The organism is Pseudescherichia sp. (assembly GCF_031987975.1).
Lineage (GTDB): Bacteria > Pseudomonadota > Gammaproteobacteria > Enterobacterales > Enterobacteriaceae > Pseudescherichia.
Genome location: NZ_DALZYX010000004.1, coordinates 136,104 through 153,213, shown reverse-complemented (window position 1 = coordinate 153,213; position 17,110 = coordinate 136,104). Strand labels below are relative to the sequence as shown.

15 protein-coding genes are annotated in these 17,110 nt (G+C 55.0%); 5 read left to right on the top strand and 10 right to left on the bottom strand.

Annotated elements, in window-relative coordinates:
- Window positions 1-43: 43 nt before the first annotated feature.
- The 3 genes from RTN40_RS08520 to RTN40_RS08510 form a co-directional block, all read right to left on the bottom strand.
- A complete protein-coding gene (locus RTN40_RS08520; RefSeq protein WP_312228086.1) occupies window positions 44-1,366 on the bottom strand; it encodes an MFS transporter in 1,323 nt (440 codons plus the stop codon).
- Between the two features lie 272 nt (window positions 1,367-1,638).
- A complete protein-coding gene (yhjD, locus tag RTN40_RS08515) occupies window positions 1,639-2,679 on the bottom strand; it encodes an inner membrane protein YhjD (protein ID WP_312228085.1) in 1,041 nt (346 codons plus the stop codon).
- 58 nt (window positions 2,680-2,737) lie between these two features.
- Complete coding sequence (locus RTN40_RS08510; RefSeq protein ID WP_312228084.1) at window positions 2,738-3,646, bottom strand: LysR family transcriptional regulator; 909 nt, start codon at window positions 3,644-3,646, stop codon at window positions 2,738-2,740.
- 119 nt (window positions 3,647-3,765) lie between these two features.
- Here RTN40_RS08510 and RTN40_RS08505 point away from each other — a divergent pair, with 119 nt between their 5' ends.
- Window positions 3,766-4,524 carry an SDR family oxidoreductase gene (locus tag RTN40_RS08505; RefSeq protein ID WP_312228083.1) on the top strand — a complete coding sequence of 253 codons (759 nt, stop codon included), beginning with the start codon at window positions 3,766-3,768 and terminating at the stop codon, window positions 4,522-4,524.
- Window positions 4,525-4,573: 49 nt separating this feature from the next.
- Here the strand turns inward: RTN40_RS08505 and RTN40_RS08500 are convergent, their stop codons facing one another.
- Entirely contained in the window at window positions 4,574-4,972 is a 399-nt protein-coding gene (locus RTN40_RS08500; RefSeq protein WP_312228082.1) for a YdeI family stress tolerance OB fold protein, read from the bottom strand.
- A 226-nt stretch (window positions 4,973-5,198) separates the two neighbouring features.
- Here RTN40_RS08500 and RTN40_RS08495 point away from each other — a divergent pair, with 226 nt between their 5' ends.
- The gene (locus tag RTN40_RS08495; RefSeq protein ID WP_312228081.1) at window positions 5,199-6,797 is read left to right on the top strand and encodes an STY4199 family HEPN domain-containing protein; all 1,599 of its coding nucleotides are present in this window, start codon (window positions 5,199-5,201) and stop codon (window positions 6,795-6,797) included.
- A 16-nt stretch (window positions 6,798-6,813) separates the two neighbouring features.
- Here RTN40_RS08495 and RTN40_RS08490 read toward each other — a convergent pair whose 3' ends face one another.
- The 4 genes from RTN40_RS08490 to RTN40_RS08475 form a co-directional block, all read right to left on the bottom strand.
- Window positions 6,814-8,463 (bottom strand): alpha,alpha-trehalase, encoded by a 1,650-nt coding sequence (locus RTN40_RS08490; protein WP_312228080.1) that lies wholly within the window; start codon window positions 8,461-8,463, stop codon window positions 6,814-6,816.
- A gap of 233 nt (window positions 8,464-8,696) precedes the next feature.
- Window positions 8,697-9,134, bottom strand: coding sequence for a CopD family protein (locus RTN40_RS08485; RefSeq protein WP_312228079.1), 438 nt, complete (start codon window positions 9,132-9,134; stop codon window positions 8,697-8,699).
- Window positions 9,135-9,228: 94 nt separating this feature from the next.
- A complete protein-coding gene (locus RTN40_RS08480) occupies window positions 9,229-9,516 on the bottom strand; it encodes a type II toxin-antitoxin system RelE/ParE family toxin (protein WP_312228078.1) in 288 nt (95 codons plus the stop codon).
- Entirely contained in the window at window positions 9,513-9,764 is a 252-nt protein-coding gene (locus tag RTN40_RS08475) for a type II toxin-antitoxin system Phd/YefM family antitoxin (protein WP_312228077.1), read from the bottom strand. Before RTN40_RS08475 ends, RTN40_RS08480 begins: the two co-directional genes overlap by 4 nt.
- A gap of 335 nt (window positions 9,765-10,099) precedes the next feature.
- On the opposite strand from RTN40_RS08475, the gene RTN40_RS08470 reads away from it, so the two are divergent.
- Window positions 10,100-11,728 (top strand): DUF4041 domain-containing protein, encoded by a 1,629-nt coding sequence (locus tag RTN40_RS08470; protein ID WP_312228076.1) that lies wholly within the window; start codon window positions 10,100-10,102, stop codon window positions 11,726-11,728.
- 98 nt (window positions 11,729-11,826) lie between these two features.
- Here RTN40_RS08470 and gorA read toward each other — a convergent pair whose 3' ends face one another.
- The gene (gorA, locus tag RTN40_RS08465; RefSeq protein WP_312228075.1) at window positions 11,827-13,179 is read right to left on the bottom strand and encodes a glutathione-disulfide reductase; all 1,353 of its coding nucleotides are present in this window, start codon (window positions 13,177-13,179) and stop codon (window positions 11,827-11,829) included.
- Window positions 13,180-13,247: 68 nt separating this feature from the next.
- Window positions 13,248-14,090, bottom strand: coding sequence for a 23S rRNA (adenine(2030)-N(6))-methyltransferase RlmJ (locus RTN40_RS08460; RefSeq protein WP_312228074.1), 843 nt, complete (start codon window positions 14,088-14,090; stop codon window positions 13,248-13,250).
- A gap of 199 nt (window positions 14,091-14,289) precedes the next feature.
- Here RTN40_RS08460 and prlC point away from each other — a divergent pair, with 199 nt between their 5' ends.
- Together prlC and rsmJ are read left to right on the top strand one after the other, a co-directional pair.
- On the top strand, window positions 14,290-16,332 hold the full coding sequence (gene prlC, locus RTN40_RS08455) for an oligopeptidase A (RefSeq protein ID WP_312228073.1): 2,043 nt from the start codon (window positions 14,290-14,292) through the stop codon (window positions 16,330-16,332).
- Between the two features lie 7 nt (window positions 16,333-16,339).
- Window positions 16,340-17,092, top strand: coding sequence for a 16S rRNA (guanine(1516)-N(2))-methyltransferase RsmJ (gene rsmJ / locus RTN40_RS08450; protein ID WP_312228266.1), 753 nt, complete (start codon window positions 16,340-16,342; stop codon window positions 17,090-17,092).
- Window positions 17,093-17,110 lie beyond the last annotated feature (18 nt).

Below are 17,110 nucleotides of genomic sequence, written 5' to 3'. Positions count from 1 at the left end.
TGCAAGGCCCGGTAAGCGCTAACGCTACCGGGCTTTTTTATGCTTACAGAGACTGATTCTTGGTTTCGTGGGTCAGAATCAGGGCAATCAGCGTCAGGGCTGCCATCGCTGCCAGGTAGACGCCCACGTAGAACAGGCCGTAGCTGGCGGTCAGCCAGGCGGCAATGTACGGTGCAACCGACGCGCCCAGGATGGACGAGACGTTATAGGAGAACGATGCGCCGGTATAACGCACTTCGGTCGGGAACAGCTCCGGCAGCAGCGCGCCCATCGGGCCAAAGGTCAGTCCCATCAGGCTCAGGCCGATCAGCAGATAGGCCATCACCAGCGCCTGGTTACCGGAACCCAGCAGCGGCTGGAAGACAAACAGGGCAAAGATAATGATCAGCGAGGTGATAACGATCATACTCTTGCGTCGACCGTAAGCGTCCGCCAGCAGGCCAGCAATCGGCACCATTACGCCAAAACCAATCACCGCCAGCATCAGCATCCACAGGACTTCATTACGCGGCAACCCAAGGCCAGCCGGCGCGGGAGCCGTGCTGTAGGTCATAGAGTAGACGGTCATAATGTAGAACAGCGTGTAGGTCGCCAGCATAATAAAGGTGCCCAGTACGGTTACGCGGACGTGTTTGGTCAGCAGCGTACCCAGCGGGATCTTCACCTGCTTTTTAGCAGCGGCCACTTTGGCGAACACCGGGGACTCATGCAGGGAGACGCGCACGTAGAGGCCAATCAGCACCAGCACGGCGGAGAAGATAAACGGCACACGCCAGCCCCACTCCATAAACTGCTCGTCGGTCAGCAGCCACGACAGCAGCAGGAAGGTGCCGTTAGCAAAGAAGAAGCCGATTGGCGCACCCAGCTGCGGGAATGAGCCGTACAGCGCCCGCTTGCGTGCCGGGGCGTTCTCGGTTGCCAGCAGCGCCGCGCCGCCCCACTCACCGCCAAGACCCAGACCCTGACCAAAGCGCGCCAGCGCCAGCAGCAGGGGAGCAAAAATACCGATGGTGGCGTAGCTCGGCAGCAGGCCGATCAGCACCGTAGAGATCCCCATCGTCAGCAGGGACGCTACCAGCGTAGCTTTACGCCCGACGCGATCGCCAAAGTGTCCAAACACCGCAGAGCCGATCGGACGCGCCACAAAGGCGATAGCGAAGGTCGCCAGCGACTGTAGCGTGGCCGCCGTCGGGTCACCCTGCGGGAAGAAGATATGCGGAAAGACGATGACCGCCGCGGTGGCATAGATATAGAAGTCGAAAAACTCAATCGCTGTACCAATCAGCGAGGCGACGACAACTTTATTACGCGAGTTGACCGGGGGGCTTTCCTGTTCGTGATCGAGCGTTGTGGCTGTAGCTTGCATAGAAATTTCTTATTTTTGGCGAACGAAGGATCATATTACGCACAGCAAAAGCGACATTTCAATCTGTAACAAGGCGGCCGGAAGGCGATAAAAACGGCAAAAAGTGAATAATTTTTGCGCCTGAGTTTTCACATCTATGAAATGCTTCACAGAAATTGAATATTAGAATATAAAACCAGTTTTTGGTTAAATAAAAGTTACGGACTGGTTTTTCATGCTGAAATGGGGAATTGGGCTGAAACTTTGCGTTTTGATTCAGCCCAATAGTAAGGTTAAAGGGTCTCTTTCCCCGGCATTTTCACGTCGTCTTTATACTGGGCCGTAGCAATCCACGCGGCGCAGAACAGGGTCAGGCGGGCAAAGAAGTAGAAGAAGGCCATGATACCGAGCACCGAGCCAAACGCCGCCCCTGACGGAGAGGTTACCAACGAAGGCAGGGTCCAGGTCATGATGATCTTAATCACCTCAAAGCCGACCGCCGCAATCAGCGTGCCGCGAATCAACGCCTTCTTGCGCGGACGGTGGCGCGGCAGCCGCCAGAAGATCCAGAAAAAGAGCAGGAAGTTAGCGCAGATGGAGATCGCCAGGCCAATCAGCTGCCAGGCCGGTTTGAGCCACTCGATGTAGTCCAGATAGAGCGCGGAGATGATCATCTGCTGGGCTGCACCGGCGATAGAGGTGATGGAGAGGGTGATCACCAGTGCGATGAGCAGGCCGATCAGCGACACAAAGTCGCGAAAGTATTTCACCCAGATCTTCTCACTGTCCTGGGGCGTGCGCTCCCACTCGTCCCGGGACTGGGCGCGGATTGCCTCACGCAGGTTGCCCATCCAGTTAATCCCTGAGTAGAGCGCGACGGCCAGGCCGACAATGCCGACGGTGGTACGCTGCTCTACGGCGGTTTTTATCGTGTTGCGCAGCGTATCGGCCAGGGTGCGGTCGCTAACGTTGAGCAGGATTTTGTTAAAAATGTCCTGTAAAAGCGTGGGATGAGAGACCAGCACAAAACCTGCGGCGGCAAACGACACCATCAGGATGGGGATCATCGACAGGAATGAGAAGTAGGTGATGGCCGCGCCAAATTGGTTGCCCATTCGGTCATTGAAGCGTTCGGTAGCGCGGATCAGGTGTGCGACCATCGGGCGGCGCTGGATCTTCTCCGCCGCTTCGGTGACCGTCTCCACGACGCCCTCAGCTTTGCCGCTTAACAGCGGCTCTGACTCGGCCTCAGGCTTGTCGGTGGTATCGACCTTTTTGACAGGTTCGTAGTCCAGGTGCGGGACAGGTCGCTTGGCGCTATTTTCCGGGGTCATCAGTACGGCTTCCTTCTCTGCTTAGCGTGATGTAACGCAAATTATAGACTCTCATCACCTAAGCGGGTGAATCGACGTAATCCTTCATGACGCTCGCCAGCCACTCCATAAACAGGTGTACCCGCCGGGAGAGGTTGCGGCGATGGGGATAGATCAGCGAGACCGGCATCGGCGCGGCGCGGTATTGGGGCAGGATCTCCACCAGCTTGCCCTGGCGCAGAGCGTCACGCACGCCGGTGCGCGGCACCTGGATAATCCCCAGACCTGCCAGGCATGCCGCATGGTAGGTCTCGGTGCTGTTGACCGTCAGGATCCCACCGGTCTTGATCCAGCGCGTGGTGTTGTCCTGATAAAGCTCAAAGCCCTGCGGCCGGGTGCCAAGGTGGACAGCGTAATGAACCACCGCGTGAGAGGAGAGATCCTCCAGCGTCTCCGGGTAGCCAAAACGCTCCAGATAGCCGGGGCTGGCACAGTTAATCACCGCCAGCCTGCCCAGCGGGCGGGCAATTAATCCGGAATCCTTCAGCGTGCCGACGCGCACCACACAGTCAAAGCCTTCGCGGATCACATCCACCAGCCGGTCGCTGCTGCTGAGTTCGATTTCAATACCGGGATACTGCTGCACAAAAGCGGGCAGGCGGGGGATCACCAGGTTGCGCGCTACCCCCACCGGCATATCTACCCGCAGCTTGCCGCTGATGCTGGCGGGATCGTGAATAAACAGGCCGTCCAGCTCGTCGAGGTTAGAGAGCAGATCCCTGGCGCGCTCGTAGTAGACCATACCGTCCTGGGTAAGCTGAACCCGACGGGTGGTTCGGTGCAGCAGCTGAGTACCGAGGTGGTTTTCCAGGCTCTGCACCTGACGCGAGACGCTCCCCTTGGGTACGCCAAGGGAGTCGGCGGCGCGGGAAAAGCTCGCCAGCTCTGCGACGCGAACAAAAAGCTGCATTGCGTAAATTTTATCCATCCATGCCACCAATTGTTGTTATCAATAAAACAGTGAAGCGTATTTAGCAGACTTTATTGTTTATCTACCACCTAATAAGCTCTTTCTCAATCTCCCCACCATCAGAAATGAGGTTTCTTATGACGCATCGTATTGCATTAGTGACCGGCGGTAGCCGTGGACTGGGAAAAAACGCCGCATTGAAGCTGGCAGAGAAGGGCATAGATATTATCCTGACGTGGAATAGCCAGGAGAAGGACGCGCAGGAAGTGGTACGCGAAATTGAGCTGAAAGGCGCGAAAGCCGTGGCTTTGCAGCTCAACGTCGGGGACAGCGCCAGCTTTGCAAGCTTTACCCGTCAGGTGCAGGAGCAGCTAAAACAGACATGGCAGCGCGACACCTTTGATTACTTAATAAACAACGCCGGAATCGGCCTGAACGCCGCCTTTACCGAGACCACCGAGGCGCAGTTTGACCAGCTGGTGAACATTCACTTTAAGGGACCGTTCTTTCTCACCCAGCACCTGTTACCGCTTATCAAAAACGGCGGGCGGATCCTGAACGTCTCAAGCGGGCTGGCACGCTTCGCCCTGCCGGGCTATGCAGCCTATGCGGCGATGAAGGGAGCGATGGAGGTGTTAACCCGCTACCAGGCAAAAGAGCTAGGGGCGCGGGGTATTTCGGTAAATATTATTGCTCCGGGAGCTATCGAAACCGATTTTGGTGGCGGGCGGGTACGTGATGATGAGCAGCTAAACCAGTTTGTCGCCTCGCAAACGGCGCTGGGGCGCACCGGCCTGCCGGATGATATCGGCAATGCCATAGCGGCACTGCTGAGCGATGAGCTGGGTTGGATGAACGCCCAGCGCGTAGAGGTTTCGGGCGGAATGTTCTTATAGAGGTAAATATGCCGGGCGGCGCAAGCGCTGGCCCGGCCTGGCAAGTCGGTTACTCTTTTTGGAAGTGGTGCACTTTAATGCGCGGCGGGTTCTGTTTCTTATCCAGCGAGCCGCTGATGCCTACCAGATGATCCGGGCTAACTTCACGCTCGGCAAAAACCGCCATCGGAATATAGACGTCAATCTCGCCCGTTTTGTCGCGGAAGGTATAGATGTCGTTACCTTTTTTCGCGATCAGATTCCCACGCAGAGAGACAGTACCGCCATCGTGCAGCTCTAGCGCCTGTTTAATGTTCATGGTACGGGCATCTTCAATGCCGCGATAGCCATCGTCGAGCTTATGTGGCGGCGGTGGTGCTTTATCCGTATTCAGCCCTGGGGAATCTTCGGCCAGTGCCGGAAGGGTGAATAAGGCGGCCACCGTGGCGGCAAGTAACATTTTCTTCATAGATACTCCTTTCGCATGTGCCTCAGATACCTCTCTTCTAAGCCTGGCATAGGAAATTCCGCTGTGGATAAGGAATGCTCTGTTTTATTTCCCTTTGTCTTTTATTAACCGCATCACTGATATTTAATTAAAAGTCGCCTATCATCTAACTGACTGGAATTTAAGATAAATTAAACTACATAGACGGCTGGCATTAACTTTCGCTAATTGTGGTTAAGGGAAAATAATGACGTACAGCACATCGCTCAGGATCCGCGAACAATTCGAAACCTGCATTGGAATTATTCGCCAGGCGTCTATCGAAATTCTGTTACTTCTGGACGTTCGCGTCAGTGAAGGCAAGGATCCGCGCTGGTTCCTCGAGCAGCTGGAGAATGCCCGTCAGGGTCTCGGCGGCTGGGGCGCGGTAGCGCAGCGGCTGAAGCTCAACGATGCCGAGCTGACGCAGTTCACCCTGCAGCTACGGCATCTACAGCAGCTGGTTCCTCAGTACGAAAGCGGCCAGGACGTCAGCGAAAACCAGCTGATCGCTGCGCTGCGCTTTGTCACCGCCCTGGAGCATCTCCGCCTGCAGCAGCCCCTGCTGACCTACCCCACCTCAACGGAGACGGTAAACGGTGAGGCGCAGCTTAAGGGGCTGGCCCAGCTGCGCGCCCTGGAGCAGATGATTAGCGGGCTGGTCTACGCCGCCTGGCCGGACGGCGTCAAGTTGCGTAACCACCTGAAGACCCAGTTTGGTCAGGAGCGCGTCCGCCGTTGGCTAAAGTTGGGGGAGCGCAACGACGTGCTCAGCGGGATGCTGTTCAGCGAGCTGGCCGTGATGCTGGTGGATAAAAAAGAGTTCTCACGCCACTACGCCCCGCTGTTTAACGACAGCTCGGTACTGACGCTGTTTGCCGACCCGCGCAAGACCTTGCAAACCTTTCTCGACGATATTCGCCAGATCCGTAACACCCTTACCGCGCAACAGCCGCTCTCTGCCATTCAGCTTAATTTGCTGGACACCTACTATCCCCAGATCGCCGCCCCGGTTCAGCGCGCTTTCAACGAGGGCCGCACCGCTGTTAACCCGGCCAGCCTGTTAACCACCGATGCGGGCGAGCTGGAGGCGTTTAAGACGCGGGCAGTGAAAAAGGCGCGCGCCGGAGGAGACATTTTTGAGGTGCGGGAAGACATTGAGCGGCCCGTGCGTCGCGCCGTCCGCACGCCTGAGCAGCGCGTGCGCCTTGTTTCCGGCATTCTCTGGGGGGCAGTGGGCGTCATGGTACTGGTGATGATCGGCGGTGGTATTATGATGATAAACAGCACGCCGTCGGCGCAGGCGGTAAGCGAACCTCCAGCTCAAACCCAGGTGCTGACCGATACCGAAAACGAACGTGATACGCCCACCTCGCGTATGCAGCTGACGCGGATGGGCATCACCTGGGATGAGAGCAACCTTCGTTCGGCAATCGATCGCAATGATACCCGCGTGGCCCAGCTGTTCTTAAAAGGGGGGATGGACTGGAAGCTCTCATGGACCGAGCAGGCGCTGTCGGCGGGCAATGATGAAGTATTAACCCTGCTGCTGCGCTATAAGCTACAGATGGATGAGCCGCGACCCTGCCGCCGCTTTACTACCACTCTCGGCCACGCCATGTTAAATGGCGAAAAGCTTACTGGACAGCGTAAGGATTACCTGCGCGCTTTCTGTACCAGCTCTGCCGTGGTTGAGCGGCAGCGCTATGAAACCGAGCAGGCAAAGATGCGTCATAAAACGCAGCCTGATGAGAGTACCCGCCAGTGGCTAGCAATTCAGACTGCAATTTATAACGTCATTCGGTAAGGGTGAACCGGGAGCGCTACGGCTCCCCATACAGACCTATCAGGCGACGGGCCACACCGTTAGTCCAGCCAAAGCCGTCCTGTAACGGATACTCACCCCCGCCACCCTCACGCGGCGTCCCCCCCGCGATATGGTACTTCTCAATCAGCTTATAGTGCTGCTGATAGAAAACGTTAACGGTGTTAAGCCAGCTGTGGGCAATCTCGTCCCCCAGCGTATCGTTGCCGTAGAGCTTGAAGCCCTGAATGGCCATCCACTGCAGTGGTGCCCAACCGTTGGGTTTATCCCACTGCTCGCCGGTCTCGTATTCGGTAGCCATCATGCCGCCGGGCGTTAACAGGCGTTCACGTACCGCCACGGCTATCCGATCGGCCTGTTCATGGGTCACCATCCCCACGTAGAGCGGTACAATACTCGCTGCGGAGAAGAGCGCCTGCTCACCGCGCCGCCAGTCGTAGTCGCGGTAGCATCCTTTCTCCTCGTCCCATAGGTAGCGGTTAACCGCTGCCCGGCGATCGCTGGCGCGCTGGCGGAACATTGCTTCGCCCTCGCGATCGCCCTTCAGCCCGGAGAGGTTAGCGATAGTGCTCTCCAGCTTGAACAGGAAGGCGTTCAGGTCGATAGGAATAAACTGCGTCGTGCGAATGCTGGCCAGACGCTGGGTATCCCGCAGCCAGCGTGAGGAGTAGTCCCAGCCGGACTCCGCCCCGGCGCGCAGGTCGCGATAGACCTCATTCGGCGGGCGACCCGAGTGCTTCGCCGTCTCTACATCTTCAATCCAGGACTCATCGCGTGGGGTATCACGGTCATCCCAGTAGCGGTTGAGCAGCGAGCCGTCTGGCATACGCACCGCATGGCGGTAGGCCTGGTTGAGGTTCAGCGACTCTGAACCATCCATCCAGAAGGCGTACTCCATCAACAGGTGCTCATAGTAGCGACGTGCTCCACGCACGCCGTCCTCTTCGAACAGCTCCACCATCAGCGCGAACACCGGCGGCTGGGAGCGGCTCAGATAATAGGTACGGTTACCGTTCGGGATATGCCCATATTTTTCAATCATCCATGCGAAATTGTCTGCCATACACTTCAGCAGATCGTTCCGGCCACTCTCGGCCAGCCCCAGCATGGTGAAATAGGAGTCCCAATAGTAAGTTTCGCTAAAGCGTCCGCCCGGCACGATATAGGCCTGCGGCAGCGCCAGCAGCGACGACCAGGGAATATGATCCTGCGGCTCGCGGGTGAGCACCGGCCACAGCTGGTCGATGTGCTCCTTCAGCGAGTTTTCCGGGTTAGAGACATACTGGCTATCCATCTGCTGCGGTAGCCAGAAATGTCGTGAAACAAACTGACGCAGGTCAAAGTCAGGTCTGCGTTTGATTCGACGGTAGCGGATAAGGATATCGAGCGGATCCATCCTCGGCGCACAGTCAGGGAAAGTTTTGCTGTCGGCAAAGAGGCGTGAAGACTGCACCTGCTCGAAAAGTTCCAGATAGCGATCGGCAGGGGTCAGCGCGTCAGACGCGGGCATCCCCTCGATCATCTCCGGTTCCGGTTCCGCCTCGATCATTTCATCCAGTTTTAATTCGCAAGGATCGGTCTCGTAGCGGATCTTCTCCTCGATCTCGAATTCGACAGACTCAGCAAGCTGTAGTTTCTGGTTGAACATAGAGTGGCGACCTCCGGATGGCGTCGTAAAAAGATCGGGTTTTTCCCGGTTGTTATTCAAGCTTAAAGTTTAGTCATTTGGCATGGGGTTTGAAGTACAAACTGTGCGCAAGATCACAATTAAAGACGCTGATTTGTAAAGGAAATCGACTTAACTTTTTGTTTTTAAATTAAAAATAGAGAGATTGCAGCCTGACTAAACAGACTGCATTTTCAGAGCAATCAAGATAACGCTTAACCGCTAAACGGTTTTATCACTGCTAAGGCCACAACGATGATAGTGGCTACCACGGTGAGCCAGGCAGCGTTACGTGCCAGCAGGGACACGGTAGACGTTTCGCCGGTTGCTAGTCTGCGCAGCGACCCCGACAGAATGCCGTGCACCGCTGAGAGGAACACCAGCACCGCCAGCTTAATACCCAGCCAGAGCGGCAGCAGCCAGTCACCTTTTAAAATCAGTGCGATACCAAAGGCCCACAGCAGGATCATTGCTGGCGAAGTGACGAACCGGTTCCAGCGACGGGCATACTCCAGCAGCGGATCGCTACTGCCTTTTGCCACCGCGCTGCGGCTCTGCGACCAGGCCACGACAATCACTGCCATCACAAAAATGCCGCCCAGCCAAATCACGCCCGCCATTATGTGCAGGGCGTTTAACCAACGGTAGTCCATCTGCTCTCCTCTGAGCCGTAATCCTGTTGTTGTAAAGGGATCATACTCTGGGCGTTTAGAGCACGAAAGGGTTTTTACTGCTCCGTAAACGGGTTTACTTCATCCGTGCACTAGCCAGGTTATAAACGTTACTGCGCTCACGTTTACCTATGGCGACGACGACAATAATCAGAACATCATCAAGGACCTGATACACCAAACGAAAGCCCGAAGCCCGTAGTTTGATCTTGTAGCAGTCTTTTAAACCGTTCAGCTTTGCTGAGGGAATATGAGGGTTTTCACAGCATTTTTTCAGCTTTTTTGCGAATTGTTGCTGGAGCGATCTGTCTAGCTTTAGCCACTCCTTCTGTGCATCTTCCCTGAACTTAATGCTATAGGTCATAGGTAGCTATCCAGATCTATATCGACAAGTGGCTGGCTGCTGCGTTCGTTTACCAGCTTCACTAGCTCGTGATCGTCCAGGGCATCTAGCATTTTTTCATAAAGTTCCGCAGGAACACAGTAGAACGCTGGCTGGTTGCGGTTAAGAATCGCGACTGGAAAACCCTCGCCAGCACTAACCGTAGCCATTGGGTTTTTTTTAAGTTCGCTGACGCTGGCGCTGGTATCACTCAAAATAGCATGTGGCATGATAGGTTCCTCTTTAAGACTGGTTAACTGGTCTTTATAATAGCCTTTATAGACTCGACTAACCAGCTCGTAAGTGGTGGACGGGGTCAGCCGCACCTGGCATAACGGAAGTGCTTTAGGGGGCTGCACTTATCAGGCCTACTATTCCTGTAAGTACACATGCCGAGAATCCCGATTTCATCGTTGCCCTAATATTTGAATAATGCTTATGGTCATATGTATCCATTTAAATCATGTGGACATAATTCCATTAAAGGGTTATTTTGGTTATTTATTGACTGATTGATTTATACACAGCTAAATCGCATTGCAGTCCGCTTCCGGATGGTTAAATAATGAACACAATATATGTATCAGTTGCAGGTATTGCTTTATTAGTAATAGTCGCTGCAATTATCCTTATTTCTTTGAAAAAGTTACGTGCAGTCAGAGTCTCTGAAGCCAGTAAGTCAGCGCAGCTCGAGAAATACGCAGTAATTGTTGATGCTGAACATGAAGCTGAACGCCTTCGTGGTGAGGCTGAACACCAAGCCCACGAGATTGTCGATAAAGCTAAAACAACAGCTACGCTTTTAGAAAGAGAATCTAATACTTTATTGAGTAACGCTGAAAGAGAAGCTAAACGGCTTCGAGATGATGCTGAACGGCAGGCTCAAGGAGTTATTGATAAAGCAGAAAACATAGCTACCCTTCTGGAAGAAGAAGCTAATGTTCTGTTGAACAATACAAAAAATCATGTCTTGTCACTACAGGACAACATAAAGGAATTACGTTTTTCCTATTCCGAAAAGAAAAAAATATATGATGAGCTTGAAAAGGCAATTTCAATATATCGTGAGGACGTAGAATTTGCCGAGATGGGAGCATATGAACCTCATTTTGATTTTGATACTTCTGAAGAGTTTAAAGAAGCTATAAGAATTAATCGTGATAAACAAAAATCTATGCTACGAGTAAAAAGCTGTGATGGAGCTATATGGTGCGGCACCGAGTGGACGGTACACAATTCTCGCGCGGAGGGTAAGAAAATGACGAGCAGGGCTATTAATCTCACTGCCCGCGCTTTTAATGGCGAGTGTGACGCTGCTGTTGCAAATTGCAATTTTAAAAACTGGTCAATCATGTTTGATCGGATGCATGCCGCTTTCAATAAAATCAATACGCTAAATGAAGTAAATAATATTCATATCAATCCAGCTTATCTTAAATTAAAAACGGAGGAGCTTGATCTCGTTCACTCCTATAAAATGAAAAAGCAGGCTGAAAAAGAAGAACAGCGTGAAATTCGTGCTCAGATGGCAGAGGAACGAAAAGCTCAATTAGAAATTGAACGTGCAATCAAGGAGGCTGAAGCAGACGAGATGCGCGCACAAAAAGCTCTTGATAAGGCGCGAAAAGAGATGGAAGCTAAAATGGCGAAAATGACAGCGGAGCAAGCCGAGGCTTATCAAAGCAAGATTGATGCTCTGCAAGAAGCATTGACGGAAGCAGAGCTTAAAGGGCGGAAAGCACTGAGCATGGCGCAACAGACGAAGCGCGGTCACGTTTATGTGATTTCAAATATTGGTTCTTTCGGGGAAAATGTATTTAAAATCGGGATGACACGCCGTCTGGATCCTCAGGACCGCGTCGATGAACTTGGAAGCGCGTCCGTACCGTTCTTATTTGACGTTCATGCCATGATTCATAGTGAAGATGCTCCAGCGCTTGAAAGCGCCTTACATCAATACTTTGACGGACAACGTACAAACTTGATTAACAGACGTAAAGAGTTTTTCAACGTTAGTCTAAAAGATATTAAGAAAGCTGTTTATAAACTTGCTGGTAATGAGGTTGATTTCGTTGAAACTGTTGTTGCTCAGCATTACTACGAAACACTAGCCCTACTTAAAAAGAAACAGGAAGCTGCAGAGCAAGTAACTATTGCCCAAGCAAAAGAGCCAAGATTTGCTGAAGCTATATAAGTAAAAATGCAGTAAGGGTAAAATTATTTATAATTTGGTGCACAGCCTAATATTTTTCAGTAAAAAACACGCAGAATTTTCTGCGTGTTTTCCATTAATTAACGCATCGTCACAAACTCTTCTGCCGCCGTAGGGTGGATCGCCACGGTGTTATCAAAGTCTTTCTTCGTTGCGCCCATCTTCAGTGCGACGGCGAAGCCCTGCAGGATCTCATCCATGCCCTGGCCGATACCGTGAATGCCGACGATTTTCTCTTCCGGGCCAACGCAGACCAGCTTCATCCGGCACGCCTGACGGTGCAGGGTGACGGCGGTGTACATGGCGGTGAAAGAGGAGGTGTAGACCTTCACCTGATCATCGCCGTACTGCTCCCGAGCCTGCGGTTCGGTCAGGCCGACGGTGCCGATAGGCGGGTGGCTAAAGACCACGGTGGGGATGTTGCTGTAGTCCAGATGCTCTTCCGGCTTATTGTTGAACAGACGCTCTGAAAGACGACGGCCCGCCGCCACCGCAACCGGAGTCAGCTCAACCGCACCGGTGTTATCACCTACCGCATAAATTCCTGGAACGTTGGTATTCTGGAACTTATCAACGATGATGTGACCCTTTTCGTTGGTTTTCACCCCGGTAACGTCCAGGTTAAAGGTGTCGTTAGCCGGTTCGCGGCCGATCGCCCAGATCAGGCAATCCACGGTCTCACTACGGCCATCCTCCAGCTCCAGGGTCAGGCTGCCATCGCTGTTTTTCACTACGGCTTTCGGCGTGGCGTTAGTATGCAGCGACGGACCGTCGGCCATGATTGTCTCAACCAGGGTCTCGACGATCAGCGGATCGAAGTTGCGCAGCGGGGCATGCTTACGCACAAACAGGTGCGTCTCCGCGCCCAGTCCGTGCAGCACGCCTGCCAGCTCAACGGCGATATAGCCCGCGCCAACAACCGCAACGCGTTTCGGCAGGGCGGTAAGCTCAAAGAAGCCGTCGGAGTCGATGCCGTGCTCAACACCGGGAATATTTGGGTAGCTCGGACGCCCGCCGGTAGCGATCAGAATATGGTCGGCGGTGATGGTCTCGCCGTTGACCTCAACGGTTTTGGCATCGACAAAGCGGGCAAAACCGCGGATCACGTCCACGTTATTTTTACCCAGCACGTTCTCATAGGAGCTGTGGATGCGGTCAATGTACGCCGTGCGGCTGGCGACCAGGCGCTGCCAGTCAAAGTTGTTGATGGTGGCGTCAAAGCCGTAGTCCGGGCCGTAGAGGTTTACCGCTTCGGCAATCTGCGAGGCATGCCACATCACTTTTTTCGGCACGCAGCCTACGTTCACGCAGGTTCCGCCCAGCTCTTTCGCTTCAATCAGAGCGCATTTCTGGCCGTACATGGCCGCACGATTAATAGACGCAATACCGCCGCTTCCGCCGCCAATGGCGATGTAGTCGTAGTGCTTAGTCATAACGTTTCCTTAGTGAATTTTTTTGTGAGTGTAACGCGATGCCCCGAAGGTTCCACCGATGACTGTGATTACTCTGGTACGACCCAGTTTACCAGCGTATGGCCAGTGCCGGCCGGGACCAGCTTGCTGTGCAGCCACGGCAGAACGCTCTTCATCTGCTGCTCCAGCTTCCATGGTGGGTTGATGACAATCATGCCGGAGGCGGTCATGCCGCGCTGGTCACTGTCCGGACGCACCGCCAGTTCAATCTGCAAAATACGGCGGATGCCGGTGGCTTCCAGCTCTTTTAACATGCGTTTGATCTGCGCGCGCATCACCACCGGATACCACAGCGCATAGGTGCCAGTTGCAAAGCGCTTATAACCTTCGCTGATGCCCTGAACCACCGCCTGGTAGTCGCTTTTGATCTCGTAAGGCGGGTCAATCAGGATCAGACCGCGGCGTGACACCGGCGGCAGCTTGGATTTCAGCTGCTGGTAGCCATCGGCGCGCTCGACGCGAGTGCGGTCATCTTTCTGGAACTCTGAGCGCAGCAGCGGAAAGTCGCTTGGATGCAGCTCGGTAAGCTGTAGGCTGTCATGCTCGCGCAGCAGCTGGCGGGCGATCAGCGGCGAGCCAGGGTAGTAGCGCAGCTGGCCGCTACGATTGAAGTGTTTAACGACGCTGATGTACGGCTCCAGCTCGGCAGGCAGATCGTCCTGCTGCCAGATCCGGGCAATGCCTTCCAGGTACTCGCCGGTGCGCTCGGCATGCTCGCTGCTCAGCTGATAACGGCCCGCGCCTGCGTGGGTGTCCAGATAGAGAAAGGGTTTCTCCTTCTCTTTCAGCGATTCAATAATCAGGCTCTGAACGGTGTGTTTTAAGACGTCGGCATGGTTGCCGGCGTGGAAGCTGTGGCGATAACTGAGCATGGAAGGAACAATCCTGGGAAGTAAAAACAGATAGCCGATAGTTTATCGCAGATTGCGGCAAATTACCGCAGCGGTGCTGTTGCCAGGGCGCAAAAGCGCAACCTACGGCATTGAAATTAACTACACTAAACCCCATGCTAGACCTTACAGGAACGAGCGCCTCCCGAGCGCTTGCGATTATTTTTACAGGACAGCGCTTATGACCAATCCATTACTGACGCCCTTCGAATTGCCGCCGTTTTCCCAGATTAAACCTGAGCATGTGGTTCCCGCCGTTACGAAAGCGCTTGAGGATTGCCGCGAAGCGGTAGAGCGCGTAGTGGCCCAGGGCGCACCCTATACCTGGGACAATCTTTGCCAGCCGCTGGCGGAGGTGGACGATCGTCTGGGCCGCATCTTCTCCCCAATCAGCCACCTGAACTCGGTGCAGAACAGCCCGGAGCTGCGTGAAGCCTACGAGCAGACCCTGCCGCTGCTCTCTGAATACAGCACCTGGGTCGGTCAGCACGAAGGGCTTTATCAGGCCTGGCGCAATCTGCGCGAAGGCGAAGCCTATACCGTGCTGGATCTGGCGCAGATGAAAGCCGTGGATAACGCCCTGCGTGACTTTGAGCTGTCCGGCATCGGCCTGCCGAAAGAGAAGCAGAAACGCTACGGCGAAATCGCCGCCCGTCTTTCGGAACTGGGTTCGACCTACAGCAACAACGTGCTCGACGCCACCATGGGCTGGAGCAAACTGATTACCGATGAGTCCGAGCTGTCCGGCATGCCAGAGAGCGCGCTGGCTCAGGCCCAGGCGCAGGCGCAGGCCAAAGAGCAAGAGGGCTGGTTGCTGACTCTCGACATCCCGAGCTATCTGCCGGTGATGACCTACTGCGATAACCAGGCTCTGCGCGAAGAGCTTTACCGCGCCTACAGCACCCGCGCCTCCGATCAGGGACCGAACGCTGGCAAGTGGGACAACAGCCCGGTAATGGCAGAGATCCTTGCCCTGCGTCATGAGCTGGCGCAGCTGCTGGGCTTCGACAACTATGCCCACAAATCCCTCGCCACCAAGATGGCCGAGCATCCGCAGCAGGTGCTGGATTTCCTGATGGATCTGGCAAAACGTGCTCGCCCGCAGGGTGAGAAAGAGCTGGAACAGCTCCGCGCTTTTGCCCGCACCGAGTTTGGCGTGGAAGAGCTGCAGCCGTGGGATATCGCCTACTACAGTGAAAAACAGAAGCAGCACCTCTACAGTATCAGCGATGAGCAGCTGCGCCCCTATTTCCCGGAGAACAAAGCCGTTAACGGCCTGTTCGAAGTGGTTAAGCGCATCTACGGTATTACTGCCAAAGAGCGCAAGGATATCGATGTCTGGCATCCGGACGTACGCTTCTTCGAGCTGTATGACGAGAGCAACGAACTGCGCGGCAGCTTCTACCTCGATCTCTACGCCCGTGAAAACAAGCGCGGCGGGGCATGGATGGACGACTGCGTCGGGCAGATGCTGAGAGCTGACGGCTCGCTGCAAAAGCCGGTGGCTTATCTGACCTGTAATTTCAACCGTCCGGTGAGCGGCAAACCGGCGCTGTTCACGCACGATGAAGTGATCACCCTGTTCCACGAGTTCGGTCACGGTCTGCACCATATGCTGACCCAGATTGCCGTACCTGGCGTGGCAGGCATCAGCGGCGTACCATGGGATGCCGTAGAGCTGCCGAGCCAATTTATGGAAAACTGGTGCTGGGAGCCGGACGCGCTGGCGTTTATCTCTGGTCACTACGAGACCGGCGAGCCGCTGCCGAAAACTCTGCTGGATAAGATGCTGGCGGCGAAAAACTACCAGGCGGCACTGTTTATCCTGCGCCAGCTGGAGTTTGGCCTGTTCGATTTCCGTCTGCACGCGGAGTTCAGCCCGGAGCAGGGGGCGAAAATCCTCGAAACCCTGGCCGAAATCAAAACGCAGGTGGCGGTCATTCCAGGTCCAAACTGGGGACGCTTCCCGCACGCCTTCAGCCATATCTTTGCTGGCGGCTATGCGGCAGGCTACTACAGCTACCTGTGGGCTGACGTGCTGGCGGCGGATGCCTACTCCCGCTTCGAAGAAGAGGGGATCTTCAACCGCGAAACCGGGCAGTCTTTCCTTGACCATATTCTGACCCGTGGTGGTTCTGAGGAGCCGATGGAGCTGTTCAAACGCTTCCGTGGCCGTGAGCCGCAGCTGGACGCGATGCTGGCGCATTATGGCATCAAGGGCTAAGCACGGCGTGAAAATCTGCTTAATTGATGAAACAGGCACCGGAGACGGTGCCTTATCGCTTCTTGCGTCCCGCTTTGGCTTGCAGCATGACGACGATAACCCGATGGCGCTGGCGCTGACGGCGGAGCATCTTGAGCTGCGCAAGCGCGATGAGCCGAAGCTTGGTGGCATCTTCGTTGATTTTGTCTCCGGGGCGATGGCGCACCGGCGCAAGTTTGGCGGCGGTCGCGGCGAAGCGGTGGCGAAGGCGGTAGGGGTAAAGGGCAGCTATCTGCCCGACGTGGTAGATGCCACCGCAGGATTAGGCCGGGATGCCTTTGTGCTGGCATCCATTGGCTGTCGGGTGCGGATGCTGGAGCGTAACCCGGTGGTGGCGGCGCTGCTGGAAGATGGCCTGACGCGCGGCTATGCCGATGCAGAGATCGGCTCCTGGCTACGGGAGCGTCTGCAATTAATCCATGCCTCAAGCCTGACGTCGCTGACGGATATCACTCCGCGACCGCAGGTGGTCTATCTCGATCCGATGTTTCCGCACAAGCAGAAGAGTGCGCTGGTGAAAAAGGAGATGCGGGTCTTTCAATCGCTGGTAGGGCCGGATCTGGATGCCGATGGCCTGCTGATGCCAGCCCGCACGCTGGCAACGAAGCGCGTGGTAGTGAAGCGCCCCGATTACGCCCCGCCGCTGGCAGACGTTGCCACGCAGAATGCAGTGGTGACCAAAGGTCACCGGTTCGATATCTACCCCGGCACGCCGGAGTAGTCTTTGCCCGGTGGCGCT

Bases quoted from the DNA above. Each gene is read 5' to 3' on its own strand.
- RTN40_RS08520 (WP_312228086.1), bottom strand. From the start codon at position 1,366: ATGCAAGCTACAGCCACAACGCTCGATCACGAACAGGAAAGCCCCCCG.
- yhjD (WP_312228085.1), bottom strand. From the start codon at position 2,679: ATGACCCCGGAAAATAGCGCCAAGCGACCTGTCCCGCACCTGGACTAC.
- RTN40_RS08510 (WP_312228084.1), bottom strand. From the start codon at position 3,646: ATGGATAAAATTTACGCAATGCAGCTTTTTGTTCGCGTCGCAGAGCTG.
- RTN40_RS08505 (WP_312228083.1), top strand. From the start codon at position 3,766: ATGACGCATCGTATTGCATTAGTGACCGGCGGTAGCCGTGGACTGGGA.
- RTN40_RS08500 (WP_312228082.1), bottom strand. From the start codon at position 4,972: ATGAAGAAAATGTTACTTGCCGCCACGGTGGCCGCCTTATTCACCCTT.
- RTN40_RS08495 (WP_312228081.1), top strand. From the start codon at position 5,199: ATGACGTACAGCACATCGCTCAGGATCCGCGAACAATTCGAAACCTGC.
- RTN40_RS08490 (WP_312228080.1), bottom strand. From the start codon at position 8,463: ATGTTCAACCAGAAACTACAGCTTGCTGAGTCTGTCGAATTCGAGATC.
- RTN40_RS08485 (WP_312228079.1), bottom strand. From the start codon at position 9,134: ATGGACTACCGTTGGTTAAACGCCCTGCACATAATGGCGGGCGTGATT.
- RTN40_RS08480 (WP_312228078.1), bottom strand. From the start codon at position 9,516: ATGACCTATAGCATTAAGTTCAGGGAAGATGCACAGAAGGAGTGGCTA.
- RTN40_RS08475 (WP_312228077.1), bottom strand. From the start codon at position 9,764: ATGCCACATGCTATTTTGAGTGATACCAGCGCCAGCGTCAGCGAACTT.
- RTN40_RS08470 (WP_312228076.1), top strand. From the start codon at position 10,100: ATGAACACAATATATGTATCAGTTGCAGGTATTGCTTTATTAGTAATA.
- gorA (WP_312228075.1), bottom strand. From the start codon at position 13,179: ATGACTAAGCACTACGACTACATCGCCATTGGCGGCGGAAGCGGCGGT.
- RTN40_RS08460 (WP_312228074.1), bottom strand. From the start codon at position 14,090: ATGCTCAGTTATCGCCACAGCTTCCACGCCGGCAACCATGCCGACGTC.
- prlC (WP_312228073.1), top strand. From the start codon at position 14,290: ATGACCAATCCATTACTGACGCCCTTCGAATTGCCGCCGTTTTCCCAG.